Annotated in this window: 25 protein-coding genes; 16 read left to right on the top strand and 9 right to left on the bottom strand. The window is 57.9% G+C overall.

What is annotated here, in order from left to right; genetic code table 11:
- Window positions 1-63: 63 nt before the first annotated feature.
- Window positions 64-1,020, bottom strand: coding sequence for an aspartate carbamoyltransferase catalytic subunit (locus HZ995_RS03935; protein WP_209357380.1), 957 nt, complete (start codon window positions 1,018-1,020; stop codon window positions 64-66).
- 149 nt (window positions 1,021-1,169) lie between these two features.
- On the opposite strand from HZ995_RS03935, the gene HZ995_RS03930 reads away from it, so the two are divergent.
- From HZ995_RS03930 to HZ995_RS03910, 5 genes are all read left to right on the top strand, one after another.
- The gene (locus HZ995_RS03930; protein ID WP_209357379.1) at window positions 1,170-1,946 is read left to right on the top strand and encodes a uracil-DNA glycosylase; all 777 of its coding nucleotides are present in this window, start codon (window positions 1,170-1,172) and stop codon (window positions 1,944-1,946) included.
- A gap of 1 nt (window position 1,947) precedes the next feature.
- Window positions 1,948-2,568: a LysE family translocator gene (locus HZ995_RS03925; protein ID WP_432417986.1), complete on the top strand. Its 621-nt coding sequence runs from the start codon at window positions 1,948-1,950 to the stop codon at window positions 2,566-2,568.
- Window positions 2,568-3,116, top strand: coding sequence for a molybdenum cofactor biosynthesis protein B (gene moaB, locus HZ995_RS03920; RefSeq protein WP_209357377.1), 549 nt, complete (start codon window positions 2,568-2,570; stop codon window positions 3,114-3,116). The genes HZ995_RS03925 and moaB overlap by 1 nt, the downstream gene beginning before the upstream one ends.
- A gap of 188 nt (window positions 3,117-3,304) precedes the next feature.
- Window positions 3,305-4,765 carry an efflux RND transporter periplasmic adaptor subunit gene (locus HZ995_RS03915; RefSeq protein ID WP_209357376.1) on the top strand — a complete coding sequence of 487 codons (1,461 nt, stop codon included), beginning with the start codon at window positions 3,305-3,307 and terminating at the stop codon, window positions 4,763-4,765.
- Between the two features lie 3 nt (window positions 4,766-4,768).
- Window positions 4,769-8,167: an efflux RND transporter permease subunit gene (locus tag HZ995_RS03910; protein ID WP_209357375.1), complete on the top strand. Its 3,399-nt coding sequence runs from the start codon at window positions 4,769-4,771 to the stop codon at window positions 8,165-8,167.
- Here HZ995_RS03910 and HZ995_RS03905 read toward each other — a convergent pair.
- On the bottom strand, window positions 8,155-8,976 hold the full coding sequence (locus HZ995_RS03905) for a protein-disulfide reductase DsbD domain-containing protein (RefSeq protein WP_209357374.1): 822 nt from the start codon (window positions 8,974-8,976) through the stop codon (window positions 8,155-8,157). The two genes, HZ995_RS03910 and HZ995_RS03905, sit on opposite strands and share 13 nt — an antisense overlap.
- Window positions 8,977-9,174: 198 nt before the next feature.
- Between HZ995_RS03905 and HZ995_RS03900 the strand changes: the two genes are divergently transcribed.
- Window positions 9,175-9,699, top strand: a complete 525-nt coding sequence (locus tag HZ995_RS03900) for a YqgE/AlgH family protein (protein WP_209358147.1) — start codon at window positions 9,175-9,177, stop codon at window positions 9,697-9,699.
- Here the strand turns inward: HZ995_RS03900 and HZ995_RS03895 are convergent.
- Complete coding sequence (locus HZ995_RS03895) at window positions 9,696-10,658, bottom strand: L-threonylcarbamoyladenylate synthase (protein ID WP_209357373.1); 963 nt, start codon at window positions 10,656-10,658, stop codon at window positions 9,696-9,698. The two genes, HZ995_RS03900 and HZ995_RS03895, sit on opposite strands and share 4 nt — an antisense overlap.
- A gap of 107 nt (window positions 10,659-10,765) precedes the next feature.
- Between HZ995_RS03895 and HZ995_RS03890 the strand changes: the two genes are divergently transcribed.
- The 5 genes from HZ995_RS03890 to HZ995_RS03870 all read left to right on the top strand — a co-directional run bounded on the left by HZ995_RS03890 (window position 10,766) and on the right by HZ995_RS03870 (window position 14,973).
- The gene (locus HZ995_RS03890; protein ID WP_209357372.1) at window positions 10,766-12,484 is read left to right on the top strand and encodes an acyl-CoA dehydrogenase; all 1,719 of its coding nucleotides are present in this window, start codon (window positions 10,766-10,768) and stop codon (window positions 12,482-12,484) included.
- The gene (locus HZ995_RS03885) at window positions 12,481-13,521 is read left to right on the top strand and encodes an MBL fold metallo-hydrolase (RefSeq protein WP_209357371.1); all 1,041 of its coding nucleotides are present in this window, start codon (window positions 12,481-12,483) and stop codon (window positions 13,519-13,521) included. Before HZ995_RS03890 ends, HZ995_RS03885 begins: the two co-directional genes overlap by 4 nt.
- A gap of 18 nt (window positions 13,522-13,539) precedes the next feature.
- Window positions 13,540-13,989: a DUF6173 family protein gene (locus tag HZ995_RS03880; RefSeq protein ID WP_209357370.1), complete on the top strand. Its 450-nt coding sequence runs from the start codon at window positions 13,540-13,542 to the stop codon at window positions 13,987-13,989.
- Window positions 13,990-14,198: 209 nt separating this feature from the next.
- Window positions 14,199-14,333, top strand: coding sequence for an aa3-type cytochrome c oxidase subunit IV (locus tag HZ995_RS03875; RefSeq protein WP_209357369.1), 135 nt, complete (start codon window positions 14,199-14,201; stop codon window positions 14,331-14,333).
- Window positions 14,334-14,355: 22 nt separating this feature from the next.
- Window positions 14,356-14,973 (top strand): hypothetical protein, encoded by a 618-nt coding sequence (locus HZ995_RS03870; RefSeq protein WP_245168743.1) that lies wholly within the window; start codon window positions 14,356-14,358, stop codon window positions 14,971-14,973.
- Between the two features lies 1 nt (window position 14,974).
- Here HZ995_RS03870 and HZ995_RS03865 read toward each other — a convergent pair whose 3' ends face one another.
- Both HZ995_RS03865 and HZ995_RS03860 read right to left on the bottom strand, forming a co-directional pair.
- Entirely contained in the window at window positions 14,975-15,301 is a 327-nt protein-coding gene (locus HZ995_RS03865; RefSeq protein ID WP_209357368.1) for an AzlD domain-containing protein, read from the bottom strand.
- A complete protein-coding gene (locus HZ995_RS03860; RefSeq protein WP_209357367.1) occupies window positions 15,298-16,011 on the bottom strand; it encodes an AzlC family ABC transporter permease in 714 nt (237 codons plus the stop codon). The genes HZ995_RS03865 and HZ995_RS03860 overlap by 4 nt, the downstream gene beginning before the upstream one ends.
- 52 nt (window positions 16,012-16,063) lie before the next feature.
- Here HZ995_RS03860 and HZ995_RS03855 point away from each other — a divergent pair, with 52 nt between their 5' ends.
- The 4 genes from HZ995_RS03855 to HZ995_RS03840 are packed head-to-tail and all read left to right on the top strand — an operon-like array spanning window position 16,064 to window position 19,312.
- Window positions 16,064-16,951, top strand: a complete 888-nt coding sequence (locus HZ995_RS03855) for a formate dehydrogenase accessory sulfurtransferase FdhD (RefSeq protein ID WP_209357366.1) — start codon at window positions 16,064-16,066, stop codon at window positions 16,949-16,951.
- The gene (gene mobA / locus HZ995_RS03850) at window positions 16,948-17,562 is read left to right on the top strand and encodes a molybdenum cofactor guanylyltransferase MobA (protein ID WP_209357365.1); all 615 of its coding nucleotides are present in this window, start codon (window positions 16,948-16,950) and stop codon (window positions 17,560-17,562) included. Before HZ995_RS03855 ends, mobA begins: the two co-directional genes overlap by 4 nt.
- Entirely contained in the window at window positions 17,559-18,059 is a 501-nt protein-coding gene (gene mobB / locus HZ995_RS03845) for a molybdopterin-guanine dinucleotide biosynthesis protein B (RefSeq protein WP_209357364.1), read from the top strand. Before mobA ends, mobB begins: the two co-directional genes overlap by 4 nt.
- Window positions 18,056-19,312 (top strand): molybdenum cofactor synthesis domain-containing protein, encoded by a 1,257-nt coding sequence (locus tag HZ995_RS03840; RefSeq protein ID WP_209357363.1) that lies wholly within the window; start codon window positions 18,056-18,058, stop codon window positions 19,310-19,312. Before mobB ends, HZ995_RS03840 begins: the two co-directional genes overlap by 4 nt.
- A 49-nt stretch (window positions 19,313-19,361) precedes the next feature.
- Here HZ995_RS03840 and HZ995_RS03835 read toward each other — a convergent pair whose 3' ends face one another.
- Both HZ995_RS03835 and greA read right to left on the bottom strand, forming a co-directional pair.
- The gene (locus HZ995_RS03835) at window positions 19,362-20,372 is read right to left on the bottom strand and encodes a hypothetical protein (protein ID WP_209357362.1); all 1,011 of its coding nucleotides are present in this window, start codon (window positions 20,370-20,372) and stop codon (window positions 19,362-19,364) included.
- 28 nt (window positions 20,373-20,400) lie between these two features.
- Entirely contained in the window at window positions 20,401-20,871 is a 471-nt protein-coding gene (gene greA, locus HZ995_RS03830; protein ID WP_209357361.1) for a transcription elongation factor GreA, read from the bottom strand.
- A 288-nt stretch (window positions 20,872-21,159) separates the two neighbouring features.
- On the opposite strand from greA, the gene HZ995_RS03825 reads away from it, so the two are divergent.
- Window positions 21,160-22,809 carry an electron transfer flavoprotein-ubiquinone oxidoreductase gene (locus tag HZ995_RS03825; RefSeq protein ID WP_209357360.1) on the top strand — a complete coding sequence of 550 codons (1,650 nt, stop codon included), beginning with the start codon at window positions 21,160-21,162 and terminating at the stop codon, window positions 22,807-22,809.
- A 281-nt stretch (window positions 22,810-23,090) separates the two neighbouring features.
- On the opposite strand, the gene HZ995_RS03820 is transcribed toward HZ995_RS03825, so the two are convergent.
- Both HZ995_RS03820 and HZ995_RS03815 read right to left on the bottom strand, forming a co-directional pair.
- The gene (locus tag HZ995_RS03820) at window positions 23,091-23,564 is read right to left on the bottom strand and encodes a phosphoribosyl-AMP cyclohydrolase (protein WP_209357359.1); all 474 of its coding nucleotides are present in this window, start codon (window positions 23,562-23,564) and stop codon (window positions 23,091-23,093) included.
- A 134-nt stretch (window positions 23,565-23,698) separates the two neighbouring features.
- Window positions 23,699-24,301, bottom strand: a complete 603-nt coding sequence (locus tag HZ995_RS03815) for a pyridoxamine 5'-phosphate oxidase family protein (protein ID WP_209357358.1) — start codon at window positions 24,299-24,301, stop codon at window positions 23,699-23,701.
- Window positions 24,302-24,405 lie beyond the last annotated feature (104 nt).

Below are 24,405 nucleotides of genomic sequence, written 5' to 3'. Positions count from 1 at the left end.
ATCACCAAAAGGGCGACGGTGGCCACGCGGCCGCTCATTTTCGGATCTTTCGGGTCTTCCATATTACACCTCCACCGGAGCATTGGCGCGGGCCTCACGCAAGTTGCGCGCCAAAAGGTCCATCGCGGCCATACGCACGGCGACGCCCATCTCCACCTGTTCCTGAATGACCGAGCGGTTGATGTCGTCGGCAATTTCGCCGTCAATCTCGACGCCGCGGTTCATGGGGCCGGGGTGCATCACAATCGCATCATCTTTGGCGTGGCCAAGCTTTTCCGCGTCCAGACCATAGCGATGATAATATTCGCGCTCCGATGGGATAAAGCCACCGTCCATCCGCTCGCGCTGCAACCTAAGCATCATGACAACGTCGACGTCCTTCAGCCCCTCGTCCATATCCTCATAGACCTCGACGCCAAACTCGCCAATTTGGCTGGGCATCAGGGTCGGAGGCCCGACCAAGCGCACGCGGTTCTCCATTTTGCCAAGCAAAATCAGGTTGCTGCGCGCCACACGGCTATGGGCAATGTCGCCACAAATCGCGATGTTCAACCGATGCAAACGGCCCTTCGCACGCCGGATCGTCAGAGCATCCAGCAGAGCCTGTGTCGGGTGTTCATGCTTGCCATCGCCCGCATTCAACACGGCACAATTCACCTTCTGCGCCAACAGGTCGACCGCGCCGGAATGCGGATGCCGCACCACCAGCAAATCCGGATGCATCGCATTGAGCGTCATCGCCGTATCAATCAGCGTCTCGCCCTTTTTGATCGAACTCGCCTGCATCGCCATGTTCATAACATCCGCACCCAAACGCTTGCCTGCGAGCTCAAAGCTCGCCTGCGTGCGGGTCGAGTTCTCAAAGAACATATTGATCTGGGTCAGCCCGGTCAGCGCGTCGGAATGTTTCACATCGCGCCGGTTCAGATCGACATATTGATCGGCCAGATCCAACAGGCTTGTGATCTCGTCAGGCCGCAACGCCTCGATCCCCAAAAGATGCTTTTGGCGAAAACTCATGGACGGCTCCCTTGTGGTGATCTTCGCCGCTTATAGAAACCTTGGTGCAGCACGACAAGCCACCCTGTTTCTCTTGCAGAAAATATCCCCGCCGGAGGCGCACGCTTATGTGGTTTCCGAAGGGTGCGGCACAGGATAGGCTCGCAGTCATGGAATCAGCGATGGATTATCATACGGCGCGCGCGTTTTTGGAATGGCAGGTCGAGCTTGGCGCGACCGAGGCCATTCTGGATGCGCCGGTGAACCGCTATGAGGCCCCTGCACAAAAGCCAAAACCTCAGGCCGAGGCGCCTGTCGTGCCCGTCAAAAAGCCCGAGGTCGATCCGGTGCAAGTCGCGCGCTCTTTGGCGCAGGCAGCGGGCGATCTTGCCGCGTTGAAATCCGCGCTTGCGGGCTTTGAGCATTGTGACCTCAAGCGCGGTGCGCGCTCTTTGGTCTTCTCGGACGGCAATCCAGCGGCAAAACTTATGATTGTCGGAGAAGCGCCGGGCCGTGACGAAGACCGCGAAGGCCGTCCTTTCGTCGGCCGTGCGGGTCATCTTTTGGACCGGATGCTCGCGGCCATCGATCTGTCGCGCGGGGCCGAGGCGCCACAGGACGGCGTCTATATCACCAATATCCTGCCGTGGCGTCCGCCGCAGAACCGCGATCCAAAGCCCGATGAAATCGCCATGTTGATGCCATTCGTGCAGCGCCATGTGGAACTGGCAAACCCCGACGTACTGGTTCTCATGGGCAATATCGCTTGTCAGGGCGTGCTTGGAAAACGCGGCATTACCCGCCTGCGCGGTGAATGGGCTGAGGCCTTTGGTAAACCGGTGCTTCCCATGTTCCACCCTGCCTATCTCTTGCGCAGCCCACATGCCAAACGCGAGGCCTGGGCGGACCTTTTGGAGTTGAAATCTCGCCTAGTCGGAAAAGAGTGACCTGATGGATATCTATCTGTTTCTCGCCTTCATTCCGGCCGCGATTGCGCTGAACCTCACCCCCGGGGCGGATATGTTGTTCTGTCTGGGGCAGGGGCTGCGTTCTGGCACCAAGCAAGCCTTTGCCGCCAGCGCGGGCGTCTCAATGGGGTCAATGACCCATGTGACAATCGCCGGCTTGGGCCTTGGCGCTGCGATTTCTGCGTTTCCGTGGATTTTTGATGTGATCCGCTGGATCGGCGTGGGCTATCTTTTGTATTTGGCCGTCACCGCCTTGCGGTCGAGCACGCAGTCCGGCGAGGCGGTCCGGCTGACCTCGGCACAGGCCTTTCGACAAGGGTATTTTGTGAACCTCAGCAATCCCAAGGTGATCCTCTTCGTGCTCGCCTTTATCCCGCAATTCGTAGACCCAACGCAGGGCAGCGTTCTCGTACAATTTCTTATGTATGGTGCGATCATTGCCATTAACGGCTTCTTCGTGAATGGCCTCGTCGGAGCCTTCGCAGGAGGACTCGGCCAAGCCATGGCGGGATCCGAAAAATTCCAACGCGGCATTGGCTATGTGACCGCCACGATCTTCACCGCCCTCGCGTTGCGACTGGCCATCCTGGAGAAAAGCTAATGGGCCGCATTGACGACACTCGCCCGTTTATTCCGGTTAATATCGCCGTCCTCACCGTCAGCGACACCCGCAAAGCCGCCGATGACAAAAGCGGAGACACTTTGGCGAAGCGTATTGAAGAGGCGGGCCACAAAATCGCGGATCGCATGATCCTGCGGGACGAACGCGCCGAGATTGCCGATCAACTGCGGGCATGGTGCGCGCGTGAAGACATCGACGTGGTGATCTCGACCGGCGGGACGGGCCTTACCGGTCGGGACGTGACTGTTGAGGCACATCGTGACGTCTATGAAAAAGAGATCGATGCCTTTGGCACCGTCTTTACGATGGTCTCGATGCAGAAAATCGGCACATCGGCGGTGCAAAGCCGCGCAACAGGCGGCGTGGCGCAAGGGACCTATCTGTTCGCGCTGCCGGGCAGTCCAGGGGCCTGCAAGGATGCCTGGGATGAGATCCTGAAGTACCAGCTAGATTACCGCCATATGCCGTGTAATTTCGTGGAAATCCTGCCGAGACTCGGCGAACATTTGGCGCGAACCAAAGGGTAAATCCCGCAACATTTCACGAAAAAATCGATTTTTTCTTGAAATTTCGCCGCGACGCACAATTTCTCAAACTAATTTAGACGGAAATGCCGACCACGACCGTATAACCTATGGGTGATTGGTAAATGTGCCCCATCTGAGCGATAATTCATCGCTGTTTGAATGGGATAGCCGCACAAGAAAGGGTTAGGATGCGATTTCTGAGACAAAGTCTGGCTGGGCTGTTCCTCTTAAGCGCGACAGTTGCGCTTTTGATGATGGCAGGCAATCTGATCCGTGGTGCGGTCGAAGAACGCATGTCGCAGGAACCGCGCACACCACCGCAGCGGGAACGCGTCTTTACCGTCAATGTTGTACCCGCCACGCCCGCTGATATCGCGCCTGTTCTGACAGTGTTTGGCGAAATCCAAAGCCGTCGCACGCTTGAACTCCGCACCGCGGCTGGGGGCGCGATTGTAGAGCTTTTTGAGGACTTCGAAGAAGGCGGTCAGGTTACGGCTGGCGATCTTTTGCTGCGGATCGATGATGCCGATGCACGCGACGCTTTGGCCCGCGCCCAGACAGAATGGCGCGAAGCGGAGGCCGAGGTGCGGGACGCGGATCGTGGTTTGCTCTTGGCACAGGACGATGTGTCTGCCGCGATGGAACAGGCAGAGCTGCGCGCCAAAGCGCTGGCGCGGCAACAGGATCTTGAGGCGCGGGGCGTAGGTACAGCGGCCGCGATTGAAGCTGCTGAGTTGAACCTCGCCTCGGCCCGCCAATCCACCTTGTCCCGTCGGCAGGCGCTTGCAAATGCCGAAGCGCGCGTCGATCAAGCCGCCACCTCGCTTGAGCGCGCAGGGATCGCGGTGGCCGAAGCCGAACGCAATCTCGACGACCGCATGATCCGCGCCGATTTCACGGGCACGCTCGCCGAGGTGTCTGTCGTGACAGGGGGGTTGGTGACCGCCAATGAACGCATCGCGCAGCTGATCGATCCAAACGCGCTTGAAGTGGCCTTTCGCGTGTCCACAGCTCAATATGCACGGCTGCTGGATGAGAATGGTCGCCTCAAAGCCTCTGATGTGACCGTTGCGCTGAATGTCAGTGGCATCGATCTGACCGCGACGGGCAAAATCAGCCGCGACAGTGCAGCCGTTGGCGAGGGCCAAACCGGACGTCTGGTCTTTGCCACCTTGGATGCGCCAAGGGGGCTTAAGCCTGATGACTTCGTGCAAGTCTCTGTTCAGGAGCCTGTCCTGAACAACGTGATTGCCATCCCATCATCAGCCCTGACGCCGCAAGGCGATGTCTTGGTGCTGGGCGAGGGGGATCGCCTCGAAGCCTTGCCCGTTCGCATGCTACGACGCCAGGAAGATCAGATCATCGTGCGCGGTCGCGAGCTTGCAGGGCGCGAAGTCGTCGCCCGCCTGTCTCCGGTTTTGGGCGTTGGGATTAAGGTCAAGCCGATCCGCGAAGGGGCCAAGATCGAAGCGCCTCAGGCGCCGGAAATGGTCGCCCTGACGGACGAGCGCCGCGCAAAACTGGTGGCTTTTGTCGAGGCCAACAATCGGATGCCCGCCGAGGCCAAACAACGGGTGCTGGGTCAGCTTCAGGGCAATGAGGTGCCCGCGCGGCTGGTCAATCGCCTCGAACAGCGGATGGGGGGCTAAGCCATGGCGTCCCGCGTATCTGATTCAGCCAAAGGCATCCTGTCGTATTTCGTACGCCACGGCACAGCAGCAAACCTTCTTCTGGTCATCCTGATCATGGCTGGCTTTTCGGCCGCGCCGCAAATGCGGGCGCAATTCTTTCCCGATGTGATCATCGACAACGTCACGGTTTCGGTGAACTGGGACGGGGCAGGGGCCGAGGACGTCGATAGCGCCATTGTGCAGGTGCTGGAACCAGTTCTGCTAAGTGTCGAAGGCGTGGAAAGCACCGAGGCGCGGTCAACAGAAGGGCGCGCCTCGATCACTATGGACTTTGAGCCCGGTTGGGACATGGCGCGTGCAGCGGATGATGTGCAGACCTCGGTGGATGCGATTTCCACGCTGCCAGAGGATGCGGACGATCCGAACGTCCGGCGCGGCGCGTGGCGAGATCGTGTGACCGATGTGGTCATCAGCGGCCCGCTTGATGCGGAACAACTGGGGCGTTTTGCGGATGAATTCGTGACGCGGCTGTTCGCCGAAGGCGTCACCCGCACTACGATCCGAGGCGTTGCCGCGCCTCGTACCGTGATCGAAGTTCCCTCAGCCAATTTGATCACCCATGACATCTCGATGGCCCAAATCGCCGAAGCGATTGCGCAAGAGGTCGATGCGGACCCCGCCGGAGACGTGGCGGGTGCGAACGCGCGTGTGCGTACCGGCGTGGCAAAACGCAGCGCCGCGCAGATCTCAGATATCGTTTTGCGCAGCAATGCGGATGGGTCTTCGCTGACTGTCGGTGACATTGGCACGGTGATTGTCGAAGGCGCCGACCGGACCCGCAGCTATTTTGTCGGAGATCTCGCGGCGATTTCTGTCCGGGTGGACCGGTCTGAAAAAGGCGACGCGATTGCCATTCAAGAGCAGGTGCAGAATGTGGCCGACTCATTGCAAGCCACGCTGCCGCAAGGTGCAAGTATCGAGTTGATCCGCACCCGTGCCGAAGCGATCAGCGGACGTTTGAACCTCTTGTTGGACAATGGATTAATGGGGCTGGGCCTTGTTTTGATGCTGTTGTTCCTGTTCCTGAATGCGCGCATCGCCTTTTGGGTCGCCGCCGGGATCCCCGTCGCCATGTGTGCCGCTGTGGCCTTAATGTATTTGGCGGGTATCACGATCAATATGATCTCATTGTTCGGGCTGATCATCACGCTCGGCATTGTGGTGGATGACGCCATCGTGGTCGGAGAACACGCTGACGCGCGTGCAAGGCGGTTGGGCGAAGCCCCCGCTGTTGCCGCCGAAAATGCCGCGCGTCGCATGTTCATGCCGGTTTTTGCCGCAACGCTGACCACGGTGATTGCCTTCTTTGGCCTGACGGCCGTCGGTGGGCGTTTCGGCGATCTGATCATCGATATCCCCTTCACCGTGATCGTTGTGCTGATCGCCTCGCTTGTTGAGTGTTTCCTGATCCTGCCCAACCACATGCGCCACGCGCTTGTGCATAGCGCAAAAGAGCATTGGTACGATTGGCCAAGCCGTGTCGTGAACCACGGCTTCCGCTGGTTCCGCGATACGATATTCCGTCGCATTATGTCTTTCGTCATTTGGGCGCGCTATCCGGTGCTGGCGGGGACGATCACGCTTTTGGCCACTCAGATCAGCGTTTTCATGACAGGCGAAGTGCAATGGCGTTTCTTTAACGCCCCGGAACGGGGATCGGTCACGGGCAACTTTCTGATGTCCTCTGATGCGACCCGCGAGGACTCGCTCGCCATGATGCGCGAAATGCAGCGGGCGACTGAGGCCTTGGGCAAGGAATACGAAGAACGTCACGGTCGTAACCCGCTCGCCTTTGTGATCGCCGAGGTCGGAGGCAACTCTGGCCGTGGTTTGGCCGGCGCGGATCAGCGGACGGCGGATCAGCTGGGCGCGATTTCGATTGAATTGATTGACGCGGATCTGCGGCCCTATTCCAGTTTCGCCTTTGTGGCCGACCTGCAGGATCGCGTGAACCGGCATCCTTTGGCTGAAACGATCAGCTTCCGCGGCTGGCGATCTGGTCCCGGTGGGGACGCCTTGGATGTGATGTTCTATGGTGCCGACGCCGAAACGCTCAAAGCGGCCTCTGAGCAGCTGCAAACTGCGCTTTTGCGGTACCCCGAGGTGTCTGCCGTCGAAGACACGCTGCCTTATGACAAAGAAGAGTTGATCCTCGAACTTACCCCGCAGGGGCAGGCGCTGGGCTTTACGATTGACGGGCTTGGGCGCGTCCTACGTCATCGTCTGAACGGGCTAGAGGCGGCGACCTATCCTGACGGGGTGCGGACGGCCTCAATCCAGATCGAACTGCCGGACGGAGAACTGACGTCCGATTTCCTGGAACGCTCCATGATGCGCACCCCGGATGGTAACTATGTCCCCCTGGCCGATATCGTCAGCGTGGACCGCCGCACCGGCTTTTCGACCGTGCGGCGCGAGAACGGCATCCGCGTGATCTCGGTGACCGGCGACATTTCCGAGGATAACGCAGATCAAGCGACCGAGATCCAACGCGCCTTGCAAGAAGAGATCTTGCCCGAAATCGCTAGTGTACAGCAGGTGGAATGGCGACTGTCAGGTCTGGCAGAGCAGGAAAACGAGTTCCTCAACGATGCGCGAACCGGTCTGATCCTGTGCCTGTCCGCGATTTATCTGGTTTTGGCCTGGGTCTTTAGCAGTTGGACGCGGCCTCTGGTTGTGATGGCGATCATTCCGTTTGGCTTGGTCGGCACGATTTGGGGGCACAATTACTGGGACGTTCCTCTGTCGATGTTCACCGTGGTGGGCCTTTTGGGCATGACGGGGATCATCATCAATGACTCGATTGTTTTGGTGACGACGATTGATGAACACGCCAAAGAACGCGGGTTGGTGCCCTCGATTATTGAAGGCACAGCAGATCGGTTGCGGCCCGTGATGTTGACGACTCTGACGACGGTTTTGGGTCTGACGCCTCTGTTGTTTGAGCGCTCTGTTCAGGCGCAGTTCCTGAAGCCGACGGTGATCACGCTGGTCTACGGTCTTGGGTTTGGCGTTCTTCTTGTGTTGATCGTGGTGCCAGCGCTTTTGGCGATGCAACAGGATGTGGCACGTCAGTTCACCGCGCTGCGGCACGCGATGAGGGCACGCGCGACTCAGTTAGTGATGGTACCGTTGAGTGTGGCGATCGCGGGGTGGCTGGTTTTGACGCTTGGGTGGTCACTGGTCTACCAAACCCTGCATCCGCTTGTTGCGAATGCTTTGCCCGGGTGGGTTCCAAAAGATGGGGATTTTGCGGCGATGGGGCTGTTCTTGGTGGGTGTTCTGGTGCTGGTGATTGTCAGCTACGCGATTGCCGGTCTTGTTTTGGCGCTGCGCAGGCGGGGGCGTCAGCCGGCCTGACACCCTTCAATCTCGACCGCATAGTCCGTGCCGATCACGGTGATCGTCATGTCACTGCGCTGCAAAAAGAACGGCGCTTGCTCGACATGGATCACATCGCTGGTCACCGTCAGCTGAGACCCCTCGCGGGTGACAAAAGCCTCTTGCACCCAAAGCTCGGGATTCGTGGTTTCAATGATCGCAAACTCGCGGCCACCTGTGGATGGCATGTCGATGACAGCACTCACCGCTAACCCATCATCTGACGGAGCAATACGGCAGCTGACCTTTCTGACCTGCGCTTCTTTTGCGGAATAGGGCTGTTCAGCCATCGCCGCGGCAATGGGTGCGACGATCTTGGTCTGGGATGGGTCCAGAGATCCGCTGACATCCAGCGAATATGGTATACAGACCTCTTTGCAGACTCCAATCTGCAAAAACCCGTTCAACTCGACTTCACGACCATTTTTGCGCGGTGTGACAATCAGGGGAAGCATCAGTTCGTCGACAAACCCAAAGGACGTCATACCGTTATCAACGAAAACCTCTGGCGCCGGCCAAACCGCCGACATGCCCTTCAAGTTTCGCGACTGAGACCAGTCCATGCGAGGTGGAATACCGCCATCGCCCGGCGTGCGCCAATAGGTCTTCCAACCGCCTGCCATCGAAATACGCAATGCGCCGACCATACTGCCGTCGGCACGGGTCCAGCCCTGCACGATTTCCGCCGTGATGTCAGGCAGGTGCAAATCCGAGCCTTGCGCCGCAATCGGAGCAGACAAAAGGGCTGTCAAAAATGAGGCGCTACGCGCAAAACGTCTGGTTTTCATACATAGAGACATGCGCGAGTGCGTGGTAAATGCCAACTCACTTTCAAGCGATTGGGTGTTACATTTATAAACTAAAGGAAATTGCGCTTGAACCTTTGAGCGTCAGACTCCACTTTAGAAATCAGAGATTTTAAGTTTCCGGACCTTTTCGTGCCTTTTGATGAAAATTCTGACCTTACCGGCAAGTTGTTAGTGGCTATGCCGAGCATGGCAGACCCTCGTTTTTCCCGTTCCGTCGTCTTTATGTGTGCACACAGCGAGGAGGGGGCGATGGGTTTGATTGTGAACAAATTCCTTGGATTTATGAAGCTGTCCGAGATTTTGGCTAATCAGGACGATAATCAGCCCGATGATTCCCATCGTTTGCCCGTGCATTTTGGTGGTCCGGTCGAGCGGGGTCGGGGGTTTGTGTTGCACTCCTCCGATTACAATTCTGAAGGGGCGTCCCTTAAGGTGACGGACTCGTTTTCGATGACAGCCACCTTGGATGTTCTAGAAGAAATCAATCGCGGGTCTGGACCAGAATTTGCCATCCTTAGCCTTGGCTACGCCGGATGGGGGCCGGGCCAGCTTGAAGATGAAATCAAAGAAAACAGCTGGCTGATTGCGGAACCGGATCAACATCTGATCTTCGTCGAAGAGGACGAACACAAATGGGACGGTGCGCTAAAGCAGATCGGCGTTGACCCGCAGCTTTTGTCGGGAACAGCCGGAAGGGCCTAAAGCTCCCGTGGGGCTGCCGCTCGGCTCAGGCGATCATTGATGGCAAGGCCAAGCCCATGATTGGGCACTGGCGCCACTGCGATCCCTTGTGCGCCCATTTTGTCCAAACGATGCAAGTGGTGAAAAAGATTTGCCGCCGCCTCTCGTAAGTCGCCCGAGGCCGAGAGTGTCAGATCTCCGGCGATGTCGCCAAAGCCCAACATGACTTCTCCGTCATGGGCCTGAGTTGCGTTCAAGCGCACCTGCGCACCGGGCGCATAGTGAGAGGCCAGTTGCCCGGGCGCTGTCAGGTCATCATTCGCGATTTGGCCTGAAAGCGTTTTGAGGGGAGTGCCAATCGCGGCCTCTATGGCCTCAAGAGGCAATCCACCGGGGCGCAATAAAGTCGGGGCGTCAAACAGGCCAACGATTGTGCTTTCGACACCCACATCACAGGCGCCGCCGTCCATGATACCATTAACGCGCGTGCCCAGCCCTTCGGCCACATGCGTGGCCTCGGTTGGGCTGATCCGTCCTGATGGGTTTGCCGAGGGCGCGGCGATTGGGCCCTGGAAGGCCGCCAGCAAAGCCTGCGCGACCGGATGGGCTGGCATACGCACAGCAAGCGTGTCTTTGCCCGCCGTCACCAGTGGCGAAATGCCCGCCGAATCTTTCAACGGCAAAACCAAAGTCAGAGGTCCGGGCCAAAAGGCCTGCGCCAGCCGATCCGCAGCGTCGTTCCAGTGAACAAGGTCCTGCGCGGCAGCGATCGACGCGACATGCACGATCAGAGGATTGAAACTGGGGCGCTCTTTGGCTTCAAAGATCTTTGCAACCGCCAAATCTTTGCGCGCATCCGCGCCAAGCCCATAGACCGTTTCGGTGGGAAACGCGACCAAACCGCCCGATTTCCAAAGGTCCGCAGCCCGCGCAAACCCGGTTTCATCCGCCGAAAGCATGATTTTCGTAAGGTCACTCATCGTCCTGACGCCGCGTTTTAATGGCTGGTTTCCCGTTGCCGATTTACCTTTGGGATCAAAGCCCAATACAAGCCCCGCTAGCTAAAGCCAACCGAATAGAGACCGAAATGCCGTATCGCTCCCCTGTTTCCGACTATGAATACATCTTTGAGAACGTCGTGCCTTTGACTCAGGTCACGAGCACCGAGAGGTTCTCCGAAGCGGATGCTGATACCGTTTCTGCTGTTCTCACCGAGGCTGGGCGCATGTGTGATGAGATCATGGCACCGGTCCAACGCAATGGCGATCTGACGCCAGCCTATCTGGAAAACGGTAAGGTGCGCACCTCGCCCGGCTTTGGCGACGCGTATAAGGCAATTGCGGAAGGCGGCTGGGTGTCCAGTTCCGCCAGCCCAGAGTTCGGCGGTATGGGCTTGCCTCTGTCGGTCACCCACGCCGTGAACGAGATGATGGCGGGCGCATGTTTGTCCCTGCAGTTGAACCCTCTGATGACCCAAGGCCAGGTCGAAGCTCTTGAGGCGCACGCAAGCGATGAACTGAAGGCGACATACCTGCCGAAACTGGTCTCTGGCGAATGGTGCGGCACCATGAACCTGACAGAGCCGCATGCGGGATCAGACGTGGGTGCTTTGTCCTCTAAAGCGGAACCAAATGGCGACGGAACTTACTCTGTCACAGGTCAAAAGATCTATATCAGCTGGGCGGACAATGATTTCACCGAAAACGTGGTTCACCTTGTTTTGGCGCGATTGCCCGATGGAGGGCCTGGCACAAAAGGCATCAGCCTCTTTGTCGTGCCGCGCAACATCCCTGATGAAAACGGCGACCCCGGCATCGCCAACAGCCTTAAGGTCGTGAGTCTTGAGCACAAAATGGGCCTGCATGGGTCTCCGACCGCTGTAATGCAGTTTGACGGCGCGAAGGGCTGGCTCGTTGGCCAAGAACATGACGGTATGAAATGCATGTTCACCATGATGAACAACGCGCGTTTGGGTGTCGGAGCCCAAGGAATCGGGGTCGCCGAAGGGGCCTATCAGCACGCGCTGGCCTATGCGCTGGAGCGCAAACAGGGTCGCAGCCCGATTGAGGGCGGCACGGGCACTATTCTGGATCATGCGGACGTGCGCCGCATGCTGACCTCTATGAAGGCCGACATCTTTGCCGCGCGTTCCATTGCGGCGGATTGCGCGCTGTCCATCGACATGGGCCACGCAACCGGCGAAGCAGAATGGAAAGCCCGCGCGGCCTTCCTGACGCCGATTGCCAAAGCGTTCGGGACGGATGTTGGAATCGATGTTGCCAATTCTGGCGTGCAGATCCACGGCGGCATGGGCTTTATCGAAGAAACGGGTGCGGCGCAGTACTCGCGAGATGTGCGCGTGACCGCGATCTACGAAGGGACCAACGGCATCCAATCCATGGATCTCGTGGCGCGCAAGCTGATGGATGGCGGCGAAGCGGCCTATCGGTTGGTCGATGATATCGAAAGCTTTGCTGAAAGCATCAAAGGTTCCCACCCAGAGCTGGCGGAACCAGTGTGGCAGGCGTCCGAAACGCTGCGCGAGGCGACTGAATGGATGGTGGGCCAAGGTGAGCTGAACGAACGTTTCGCAGGCGCGGTTCCGTTCCTGCGCGGCTTTGCCCGCGTTCTTGGCGCGCATTATCACTTGAAGGCTGCGGTGGCCGAAGCTACCGATGGTCCTCGTACGAAAATGGCGCGCTTTTATATCAAACGCTTGCTGCCGGAACATGTGGGGCTCTTTGCCCACGCCATGGCGGGCGCAGCGGATCTCTACGCGCTGAGTGAGGAAGACCTGGCTTCATGAATGCACCAACCGGACTAATGTACCCCTGGCCCGAGCCTCCTGCCGAAGGAGAGGCCATCGAAGTCGCAGAAGGGGTGCTTTGGATCCGGTTGCCTTTGCCGATGGCGCTGGATCATGTGAATGTCTATGCGCTGGATGATGGTGACAGCTGGACCATTGTGGACACCGGGTTCGCCTCCAAACGATCCCGCGCGATCTGGGAAAAGGTTTTGGCTAGACCTTTGGCAGGCAAACCTGTCGGGCGCGTGATTGTCACCCATCACCACCCCGACCACGTAGGCTTGGCGGGTTGGTTTCAGTCCGAGCATGGTGCAACGCTTTGGACAACGCGCACGGCTTGGCTGTTTTCGCGCATGTTGCAGTTGGACGAACAGGCGGTGCCCGCGCAAGAAACGGTGGCCTTCTATCGATCCGCTGGCATGGATCCCAAGATCCTTGAAGCCCGCCGCAACGAGCGCCCGTTTAACTTTGCCGATGTCGTCCACCCCATGCCGCTTGGGTTCAAACGCATCAAAGAAGGCGATGTGATCCGCATTGGCGGCCGCGACTGGGACGTCCACATCGGCAACGGCCACGCGCCCGAACACGCGACCTTCTGGAGCCGCGATGACAATCTGGTGCTGTCAGGCGATCAGATCCTGCCCTCGATCAGCTCTAACATTGGTGTTTATGCCACCGAACCCGAGGCTGATCCGGTGGGCGATTGGATGGAGGCCTGTGAACGGCTCAGCCAATATGCGCGCGAAGATCATCTGGTTTTGGGTGGACATAAAACGCCTTTCACAGGTCTGCCGCTGCGCATGCGCCAGTTGATCGACAACCATCACGGCGCGCTCAAACGCCTTGAGGAATTCATCGCCGAGCCACGTGTCGCCGGCGACTGCTTCCCGCCGCTCTTCAAACGAAAAATCGGTGCCGGCGAATATGGGCTTGCTTTGGTCGAAGCATTTGCCCATCTCAATCACCTGTATCAAACTGGCAAAGCCAGCCGCACTATGCGCGAGGATGGCGCTTGGGTCTGGCTAGCTAAGGCTTAGTGAAAAGGGTGACGCGACATGAACAACGATATCAAAACCTCTGCAGAGGCTTTGGAAGCCGCGGCCCTGCCCAAGCGCTATGAAGCGCACGCGAATGGAGAGGCCGAGACGGATCTGCCAACCACCGTTGCACAAAAACCGCTGGAACAAAAAAGTGCGGCCGAATGGGCCTATGAACGTCTGATCCTTTATATCCAGAATTTCGAGAAACAGCTCGACAATGAACACGAAGTCGCGATGGGCTTTGCCGGCGGAGACGTTGGTGTTCTGCGGATCGAAGGCATGGGTTATTTCGATCCTGACATCGTGACGTTCTATGGGACCGACGACATCGGTGCGAAAACGCAATTGGTGCAACACGTCAGCCAGCTGAATGTGATGCTGCGTGCGTTGCCCAAGCCCAAAGAGCTGCCAGAGCCCAACCGCATCGGCTTTCGACTGGCCCAAGACTTGCAGAAAAACACCTAAGGCGTTTCGCGATTGACCTGGGTCACAGGTTGATCGGGAAACGCCCACAACGCTAAGAGGTTCCGAGCGTTTTGTGTCAAACTTGTGTGTCAAGTTTAACGCAAAACGCTTTAGACCGCGATTCTTCGCCGCGCTGACGTATTGGTGTGGTGACACTATGCAAGGAATCCAGTATCCAGCCCTTAACACCAGATACAAGGACATCTCTCATGGCTGAACATGAACACGGTTCGATGAACATTGAAGTACAGGAAAAAGCTTTCGCAGGCTTTATCAAAGGCTCGACCTGGGTCGCAGCAGTTTCCGTCGCGCTTCTGATCTTTATCGCGATTGTAAACGGCTAAACCCGTTTCAGGAGTAAGTGGTATGGCGCGTTTGTTTAAGGCCGTAATTCTTCTTGTGCTTCCTTTGATGCTAAGCGCCTGTACGGTGCCCAATCAAGGCGGAGCAACGCTCGAAGAGGTCCAGCGCGCCGCCTATACTCACAATGGGCCACCCAAGCTGACGCTGTTTACAATGTTGTCAAACCGCAGCGGATCGGGGGCACATACTTCTATTTTGATCAACGGCAGCCAGCGGGTTGCCTTTGATCCGGCGGGTTCTTTCCGCCACCCTCAGATCGTGTCGCGTAATGACACGGTCTATGGAATGACCCCCTATCTGGTCGACCAATACACTCGTTTCCACGCGCGTGAGACTTATCACGTCGTGATTCAGGAACTGGTCGTCTCGCCTGAAGTGGCTGAAATGGCGCTACAGTTGGCGGTCAATCATCCTGCTGTGCAGCAATCTTATTGTGCAAAGTCGACCTCAGCTCTGGTCGGTCAATTGCCTGGATTTGAGGATGCGCCGCAGTCGTTTTATCCGCGCAAGCTGATGGATTATTTTGCTGAGAAAGGCGCCACCTTTGAGCGTCTTTATGAATACGACGGCGACGATAAATCCAAAGTGCTGGCAGAATTCGTTCCTGAATACGAACGCTGATTTAAGCGATCAGATAGAGCATCAAGAACAACGTGCCAGCTCCGGTCACGATGGCCAAGAGCACGCGTTTAAAGATCATCGCGACGCCCAAAGTGACCACCGCAGCCGTCAAGCGGGCCGGATCGATCTGCCCGTCCGTTGTACTGGGCCACAGAACCAGTGGCGCGACCAGTCCCGGCAGGACAGCCACCGCCGCATAGCGCAGATGCCGCAGGATGATTGCGGGCATGGACCAGGATCCCAAGAGCCCCGTGAACATGAAGCGCAGGCCAAAGCTGCCTAGCCCAAGGGCCACAATGATCAGCCAGAGATCCGGATGTTCGCTCATGTTTTGGATCTCCGTTCCAGAAAGGATTCGCATTGCACAGCCGCGACCATAGCGAGGAATGCGGCGATCAAGAGGCCAAGGTTGAACGGAACCCAGGTAAAGCCGAGTGCCGCTGCAATGGACACCAGCGCTGCCGTCAAATGGGGCAGGGTGCGCAACATCGGCCCGATCATGGCAAGGAAACACAGTGGCACCGCGAAATCGAGCGCCCATGAGTCAGGTACGGCCTTGCCACCCAAAGCACCGACGACAGTGAACCCATACCAAAGCGGTAGCACTGGCACCAAACAGCCCGAAAAATAGGCCAGACGTTGGGCCGTGGTCATGTCGGGCTCGTTCTCGTATTTCGCGGCCGACAGTGCATAGCTTTGATCGACCGTGCCATAGGCCACGAGCGCACGTTGCCAGATCTTGGCATCACGTAGATAGGGCGCAAGCGAGGCGGAATAGATCGCCATCCTGAGGTTCACGGCCAAGGCCGAGAGGATCACAATGATGGTCGGCGTATTGTCCATCATCAGCTGCACCGCGGTGAACTGCGCAGCACCTGCGATCACCACAACAGAGAAGGCAAGTGTTTCATAAACGTTCAATCCGGCCTCGGTCGCGACCACTCCGAAAAGCGCCGAAAACGGGACGATCACCAGAATAAACGGCAGCCCGTCGCGCAATCCTTGCCAAAATGACGATTTCGAGGTGGTCGTACTCATCCAAAATGCCTAGTTTTACCAACGCATAACGCCTAATCCCGCTCAGTGAGTCTTGCAATTGGCAAAGTTAAATGACCACACGTATCTAATTGCGCCGAACCCTTCGGGGGCCGGTTTGTCGCGGTCTGTCGCCGGTGTAGATCACAACGGTCAGCCGGTGGACACGTCGGTGGTCGAAGAACGCCCCCTGACGATCTACCTCAACAGCCAAGAGATCGTGACCGCGATGACCATCGGGGATTATCCCGAGTATCTTGCGCTTGGCTTTCTGCGCAATCAACGGATGTTGTCTGACGCGGATCAGGTCACCGCCGTGCAATTTGACGAGGAACTCGAAACCGTCGTCGTGCGCACGGAGCAGGAAACCAACCACGAAGATAAGCTCAAGAAAAAGACCCGCACCAGCGGCTGCGCCGTGGGCACGGTTTTTGGCGATATGATGGAAGGGCTGGAGGATCTTGAGCTGCCGTCGCTGTCGATCCGCACCAGCGACCTTTATCAACTGTCGTCGATCATTAATCGCACGCCGTCGCTCTATCTTGAGGCGGGCGCGATTCATGGAACTGTGCTCTGCGAAGGCAACCGCCCGCTGGTCTATATGGAGGACGTGGGCCGCCACAACGCCGTCGACAAAATCGCTGGATGGATGCTCGAGACGGGCACATCTCCTGACAATAAGCTGCTTTATACAACCGGTCGTCTGACCTCGGAGATGGTCATCAAATGTGCTCTCATGGGCATTCCGGCTTTGGCCAGCCGCTCTGGGTTTACGGCTTGGGGCGTGGAAATCGCCCAGCAGGTTGGCCTGACCCTGATCGGTCGTCTGCGCGGCGCGCGGTTTGTCTGCCTGTCGGGCCAAGACCGTCTGACCTATGACGCAGATCCCTCCTCGGTCGCCGACGACCCCAAGAAAAGCCGCCGCAAAGGGGCAGCGTCATGAACGCCCCACTCGGAGTGATCCTCGCCGGAGGCCGCGCCACACGTATGGGCGGCGGCGACAAAGGGCGGCTGATGCTCGGGGATCAAAGCCTACTGGATCTCGTGATCGCGCGGCTCACACCGCAAGTCAGCGGTATCGCTCTAAATGCGAATGGCGATGCAAACCGTTTCGCGGATACTGGTTTGCCCGTGCTTCCCGATAGCCTCGCGGGCCATCCTGGCCCGTTGGCGGGTGTTCTGGCCGGTCTGGACTGGGCCGCTAGGCAGGGGGCGGACAGCATCGTCAGCGTGGCCGCCGACACGCCGTTTTTCCCAGAGGACTTGGTTGGCAAGCTGCGGGCCGCCTCAGGGAGCATGCCGCTCGCACTTGCCGCAAGTCGCGACGATGACGGCAAACTCTGGCGACAGCCTACATTCGGCCTTTGGCCGGTCGCCTTGCGTGAAGAGCTGCGCCAAGCCTTGACGGATGGGCTGCGCAAAGTGGTGCTGTGGACAGACGCACATGATGCGGTCACAGCCGAGTTCCCAAGCACAGATTTCGATCCCTTTTTCAACGTGAATACACCCGAAGACCTTGAAGCCGCCCGTGCGATCTATGAGGCGATGGCATGAAGCGCTTTGGCATCACCGGCTGGAAGAACGCGGGTAAAACCACGCTGACACAACGTCTGGTCGCGGAGTTCACTGCCAAAGGGATCACGGTCTCTACCATCAAACGCACCCATCATTCGGTGGATTTGGATCCCAAAGGTACCGACACCCATAAACATCGCATGGCCGGCGCCTCAGAGGTCGTGCTTGCCTCTGATGCGCGCTATGCGATCCTGAAAGAGCACCGTGGCGCGCCGCCGACACTGGACGATCTGATCGCCCGTCTCGCGCCAGTGGATCTGGTGCTGATCGAGGGCTTCAAGGCCGAAGACCACCCGAAAATCGAGGCACATCGGGCCGAAACCAGCCAAGGGCTTATCGCAGCCAACACGCCCTCTGTTGTGGCTTTGGCGACTGATACCCCCGTCTCGCTAGATCGCGATATTCCTCAGTTTGATCTCGATGATATTCCAGCGATCGCGCTATTCATCGCGCACCATTTGGACCTTGCAATATGACCAAGCCGCCGCCCTTAAAGAACGACTGTTTCGCCCTGCCGCCCGGGGTGCATTGGACCCCGGTGGATGAGGCCTTAGCGCTTTTGCAATCTCGTATGTCAGGCGTCACTGAGGCTGAGGATTTGCCCGTTGCGGACGCACTTGACCGGATCTTGGCAGAGCCTGTGATGGCCGAGCGCTCTCATCCGCCCCACGCAAATTGTGCGGTGGATGGCTATGCTCTGACAGGTGCGCGGTACGAAGAGGACGTGCATCGCGTGCCTTTGTGCGAGGGGCGTTCTGCGGCAGGGCAACCATTTGACGGTGTAGTGCCAGACACCCACGCGCTGCGCGTTTTGACGGGTGCAAATTTGCCTGCGGGTACGGATACGGTCATCCTGCAAGAAGACGTACACCTCGAAGACGGCCATATCGCCTTCCACGGCCCCCTCAAGATTGGGGCGAATGCACGCAAAGCGGGCGAAGATGTGCGGGCGGGCGAGACGCTCTTCCCGGCCGGTCATCGCTTAACCCCCGCCGACCTCGGGCTTCTGTCAGCCACGGGCGTTGGGCGCGTGACGCTCCACAAGCCTCTGCGTGTGGCCGTGATCTCAACCGGGGATGAATTGGCCGAGGCGGGGGCTGCCGCCAGCGATGAACAGATCTATGACGCCAATCGCCCCATGCTTTTGGCGGCAATCAAGAAGCTTGGTCACGAGCCCATCGACATGGGACGCATGCCGGACCAGCGCGACATTCTAAAGGATGGCCTCACCCGTGCGGCCCAAGAGGCGGATGTCATCCTCACCTCAGGCGGGGCCTCTGCCGGAGACGAGGACCACATGTCCGCGCTTCTGAATGAAACCGGCACCATGGCGCTTTGGCGGATCGCGATCAAACCGGGCCGGCCTTTGGCGCTGGGTGTGTGGGAAGGAACTCCTGTATTTGGTCTTCCGGGCAATCCGGTCGCTGCGATGGTCTGTACTTTGATCCTTGCGCGCCCTGTGATGCGCCTGATGGCGGGTCAAAGCTGGAACATTCCCCAGGGATTCATGCTGCCCGCCGCTTTCACCAAATCCAAAAAGGCAGGGCGTCGCGAATACCTGCGCGCGCGCGTGAGGCAAGGACAGGTCGAAGTCTTCCCCTCTGAAGGGTCCGGCCGCATTTCGGGTCTAAGTTGGGCGGAAGGGCTTGTTGAGCTGTCCGACGAAGCGCAGGACATCACGCCTGGAACCCCAGTGCGCTATATCTCCTACGCGGATTTCGGGCTCTGACGCCCTTTTCATCTTGCCAGAAATACTCAAACTTGGGGCGCAGCCCCAATCAATCAAAGATGCCCGCCACACGGCCTAACAGCATAAACGCCCGAGCTGTCCGTGTGTCGCCCAAAGCGGCGATATCCGCGTCACTAGCGGTTTTCTCAAAATCCACAAAAGACTGATCAAACCGGCGCAGGAAATGATGCACCGCATCCCTGAAAATCGGATCCTGCTTCATCCGTCCAGCCGCCAGCGCCAACGAGGAACGATCGCGCACGCCGCCCAAAGACGCGATCTCGCGACCGCGTTTACCTTCAGCAAACATGCGCCAAATCTCGGGGCGTGCCAGATCAGGGCGTAGGTCATCCATGTAGATGCCGTCCTGACTGAGCAGAGTGAGAACATCCTGCGCCGCTTGAACAAGCTGCGAGACCTGACGATCCTTCAGCGCACGCCGCAGAGCATTGAAGCCTGACTGGTCCTCGGCATTCTCAGGGAAATGCAGTGCGCGGATAAAGTCGTCTTTCTCAAGCGGCGGTGTAAGATCCTCGGCGGTCGTTCCCAAGGCCAGAAATCCCTGATCTTCGAGGTCGACCTCAGGCGCAGGTTCTGCGATCGGACGCGTGGCCTGAACCGCATCCCGAGACGTCGAGAACATCGCAATCGCAGACTCAGTCTTACGTTGCGCCGCTGCGATCTCGTCGAGCTTCTTGGCAATCGAAGGCTCGAGTCCGCGTCCAGAGGCCTGAACCTGCCCCGTATAATTCTGACGCAGCGCGTCAATCGACACCTGCAGGCGGCGTCCTTCTTCGCGCATCACGCGGCTGGACCGAGCAACGAAAGCCGCAACCCAGATCATCGCGACCGGCATAAAGACCGCAAGCATCGTCATCACGAAGCGGAGGGAATCAAGACCAGCGGTGTCAGGTTCCAGCACCACAAAAAACACCACGCAGGCGGCAACCCACACCGCCGTCAACGCGACGGCCACGAGTTCCACACCCGTCACGCTCGGCGCATTTGGACGGCTATAAAGGCCAATCGGTGTTGGCTGGCTGTCTTGATCTTCGGCCATGAGGCCCCCGGTTCACGCTGTGCCGAGCCTACACGTAGGCAATCTCGACGATCTCGTAACTTTTCACACCACCCGGCGTGCGCACCTCTACACTGTCGCCTTCTTCTTTGCCGATCAAGGCGCGGGCGATGGGGGATTTGATATTCAAAAGCCCCTGTTCCACATTGGCCTCATACTCGCCAACGATCTGCCAGGTCTTTTCTTCGTCAGTGTCCTCATCGGCCACGGTCACAGTCGCGCCGAATTTGACAGAGCCAGACAGGGACGCAGGGTCGATGACTTCGGCCAGCGAAATGATGCCCTCAAGTTCTTTGATGCGGCCTTCGATAAAGCCCTGCTTTTCGCGCGCAGAGTGGTATTCCGCGTTCTCTTTGAGGTCGCCCAACTCGCGAGCCTCGGCGATGGCTTCGATAATCGCGGGGCGTTCCACGGATTTCAGCTGCTTCAGCTCTGTTTCCAGCGCGTTAAATCCCTTGCGCGTGGTGGGGATCTTGTCCATCGGTCGTCCTCAGAAAGTCTCAGGGGGCAGGCCTGCGGCGTGCCCAGTGATTTGGGGTTGAAATAAGTGACCCAAATGGGCGGGGGAATGCAAGCCAAACCGCGCAGCGGGGCATGTTTTCCTGAAGTTTAGGGCAATCCGTTTCGACCAAGGCCTAAAAATCAGAAAATCCATTCGTAACACTACGTTTCTGAGCTAATTCCCGTCGGGTTCTGATTGACGTTTTCTGCAAACTCGGGCTAGCAACGGCGAAACATTATTACTCTAGCCACGCAAGGAGTGTGCCAGATGGCGGAAATCGAACGCGAAGCAATGGAATATGACGTTGTCATCGTCGGCGCAGGCCCAGCCGGTCTGTCAGCAGCGATCCGTCTGAAGCAGTTGAATGCAGACCTTGACGTGGTCGTGCTGGAAAAAGGCTCTGAGGTCGGCGCGCATATTCTGTCAGGGGCTGTTCTGGATCCTGTGGGTCTGAACAAGCTGATCCCGGATTGGAAAGAAAAAGGCGCACCGCTGAACGTGCCGGTCAAAGAAGACAACTTCTATATGCTCGGCGAAGCGGGCGAGATCCGTATCCCGAACGCGCCGATGCCACCGCTGATGAACAACCACGGCAACTACATCGTTTCCATGGGCAACGTCTGCCGCTGGATGGCCGAGCAAGCCGAAGAGCTGGGCGTCGAGATCTTCCCCGGCATGGCCTGTTCCGAGCTTGTTTACGGCGAGAATGGCGAAGTCAAAGGCGTTGTGGCCGGTGTCTTTGGCCTAGAGGCTGACGGCTCCTACGGCGAGAACACCGAGCCTGGCATGGAGCTGCACGGCAAATATGTCTTCCTCTCCGAAGGCGTGCGTGGCTCGCTTGCGAAGGAAGTCATCGCGAAATACGACCTGCAAAAGGGCAAAGAGCCTCAAAAGTTCGGCGTTGGCATGAAAGAGATCTGGGAGATCGACCCGGCCAAGCACAACGAAGGCGAAGTGACTCACACGATGGGCTGGCCTCTGGGTAGCAACGCGGGCGGCGGGTCTTTTGTCTATCACCTGGACAACAACCAAGTGTACGTCGGTTTCGTGGTTCACCTGAACTACAAAAACCCGCATCTCTTCCCTTACATGGAATTCCAGCGCTTTAAGCATCATCCAAAGATCGCCGAGCTTCTGAAGGGCGGCAAACGCGTGGCTTACGGTGCCCGTGCGATCTCTGAGGGTGGCTATCAGTCCATGCCGAAGATGGTCGCGCCGGGTGTGGCACTGCTGGGCTGTTCTGTTGGTATGGTCAACGTGCCGCGCATCAAGGGTAACCATAACGCGATGCTCTCTGGCATGGCGGCGGCTGAGGCTGCTTATGCGGCGATTCAGGATGGCCGCGCCTCTGATGAGCTGAACGATTACGAAACCGAAGTTCGCAATGGCGCGATCGGCAAAGACCTCAAGAAGGTCCGCAACGTCAAGCCTATGTGGTCCAAATGGGGTCTCACCGCCTCGCTGGCGCTGGGCGGCTTCGATATGTGGTGCCAGACGCTCACCGGCTTCTCTCTGTTTGGGACGCTCAAGCATGGCAAGAATGACGCCGAGGCGACCGAGTCCGCGGATAAACACAAGCCTATCGATTATCCAAAGCCCGATGGCACCCTGTCCTTTGACCGCCTGACCAACGTCAGCTTTGCAGCCACCAACCACGAAGAAAGCCAGCCCTGCCACCTGCGTCTGGCCGATCCAAATCTGCCGATTGCAACCAACCTTCCCAAGTTCGATGAACCTGCGCAGCGCTATTGCCCGGCCGGCGTTTATGAGGTCGTGGAAAAAGATGGCAAGCCAGAGTTCGTGGTCAACTTCCAGAACTGCGTGCACTGCAAAACCTGCGATATTAAAGACCCAAGCCAGAACATCACGTGGGTCACGCCGCAAGGCGGAGACGGGCCGAATTATCCGAACATGTAGAACAGAAAAGCCCGCCGATCTGGCGGGCTTTTTTGTGGGCAGTCTGCGACGGAAACTTCTGAGCCACTCGTAGTACCACAAACAAGATATGTGGGACGTGTCAGATGGTTCAGAAAATACTTCCAGTCGGTTTTCTCGTGGGGCTTTCCTGCCTGCTGGTTTCAGCGGCGGCTACGTCTGAAACGCTTTGGGGAGCTTGCGGTCTTTTTTGACGCTTGTTGCGCCAAAGGGAGTACCCACCGCCATTTCATACAAACTACGGTGGGTGCCTCTGTAAGATTTTATGGCTCGAAAGGCAGCGAAGAGTGGTGCAGGACAATGCGCACAGCGCCCTCTTCGTCTTTCTTATAGCCAAAGGTTTTGTTCACGGTGACGACGTTGCCGTCTTTGTCCGTGAATTTCGCCCAGCCCATCCACATGCCGACATCGCCATCGATGAAAAATGCAGAGCTGTCGTAGTCGACCGAACGCCAACCCTTGATGCCAAAACCGCCATCCAGCGGGTAGTTCTCGTCATGGCCAACAAAGTATGCCAAAGCGCCGTCTTTTGTCGGGCGGAACGTCTTTTCACCGCTTGCCAAAGTGGGTTTGAACAAAACTGGGCCGAGGTTATAGCCATAGGCCGAATCCAGAATATCACTGGCAAGTGCGCGCGCTGCGTCGATACCGTCATCTTCATAGGTTTTAGAGATCGAAATAAGCGCGTCACCCCAAGCGGTGCGCGCCTGAAAAAGGTCTGCTTCAGTAATAGACATCCAGTTTTCCCTTCTTACAGCACAGGGGCTACGCCAGACGGTGTCATAGCCTTTTAACGTCCACGTCCTCTCGTCAAGTTAACCGAAAGTCAACTTGAAACCGGACGTTCAGCGCTTGGAAACGCGACGAAACACTACCAAAGCCGCGATTGCGCGTACTCTGGATAGCTTTTGTCATAGCCTTCGGCGTCAAAATCCTCTTTGACTTCGCGCAGGAAATCCCCGGCGCTTGGGGTCTTGTCGCTCTCGTCTTCACCTGCCCAAAGCCGGGAACGCATCAACGCTTTGGCGCATTGGAAATAGGCCTCGCCGACCTTCATCACGATGACCGAGCGGGGCAAGATGTTCTTCTTTTCAAACCGCGCGCAAAGCGTTTCATCGGCTGTCACGATGGCTGTGCCATTGACGCGTACAACATTGGAGCAGCCGGGCACCATGAACATGAGGCTGACGCGCTCGTCCCGCACGATGTTCTTCAGCGAATCCAGCCGATTGTTCCCGCGCCAGTCAGGCATCATGATTGTGCCGGGGTCTGCGATATGCACCACGGGATCCACGTCCCCGCGTGGGCTGGCATCCGTGCCTTCTGGTCCGACCGTGGACAGCACCACGAAACGCGAGGCATTGATCCATTGCTGGTACAAGGGCGTCAACTGGCGTGCGACTTTCTCGATGGAAAGCGGGTTCACCGCGTCATAAAGGGCTTCGAGATCGGAAATCGAGGAAATAGCCTGCATCAGGGGGCTCCATATCGCAGAGAATGAGCAAATATGCGCCACCTCTAGCAAGATCGCAGCGACAAAGCCACGGCTCACGCGAATGCGAGCCGCCGCCCATTGCC

The organism is Cognatishimia activa (assembly GCF_017798205.1).
In the GTDB taxonomy this organism is placed as follows: Bacteria; Pseudomonadota; Alphaproteobacteria; order Rhodobacterales; family Rhodobacteraceae; genus Cognatishimia; species Cognatishimia activa_A.
Note: the sequence above shows the minus strand (reverse complement) of the source record. Positions and strands in the feature narration are given on the sequence as shown.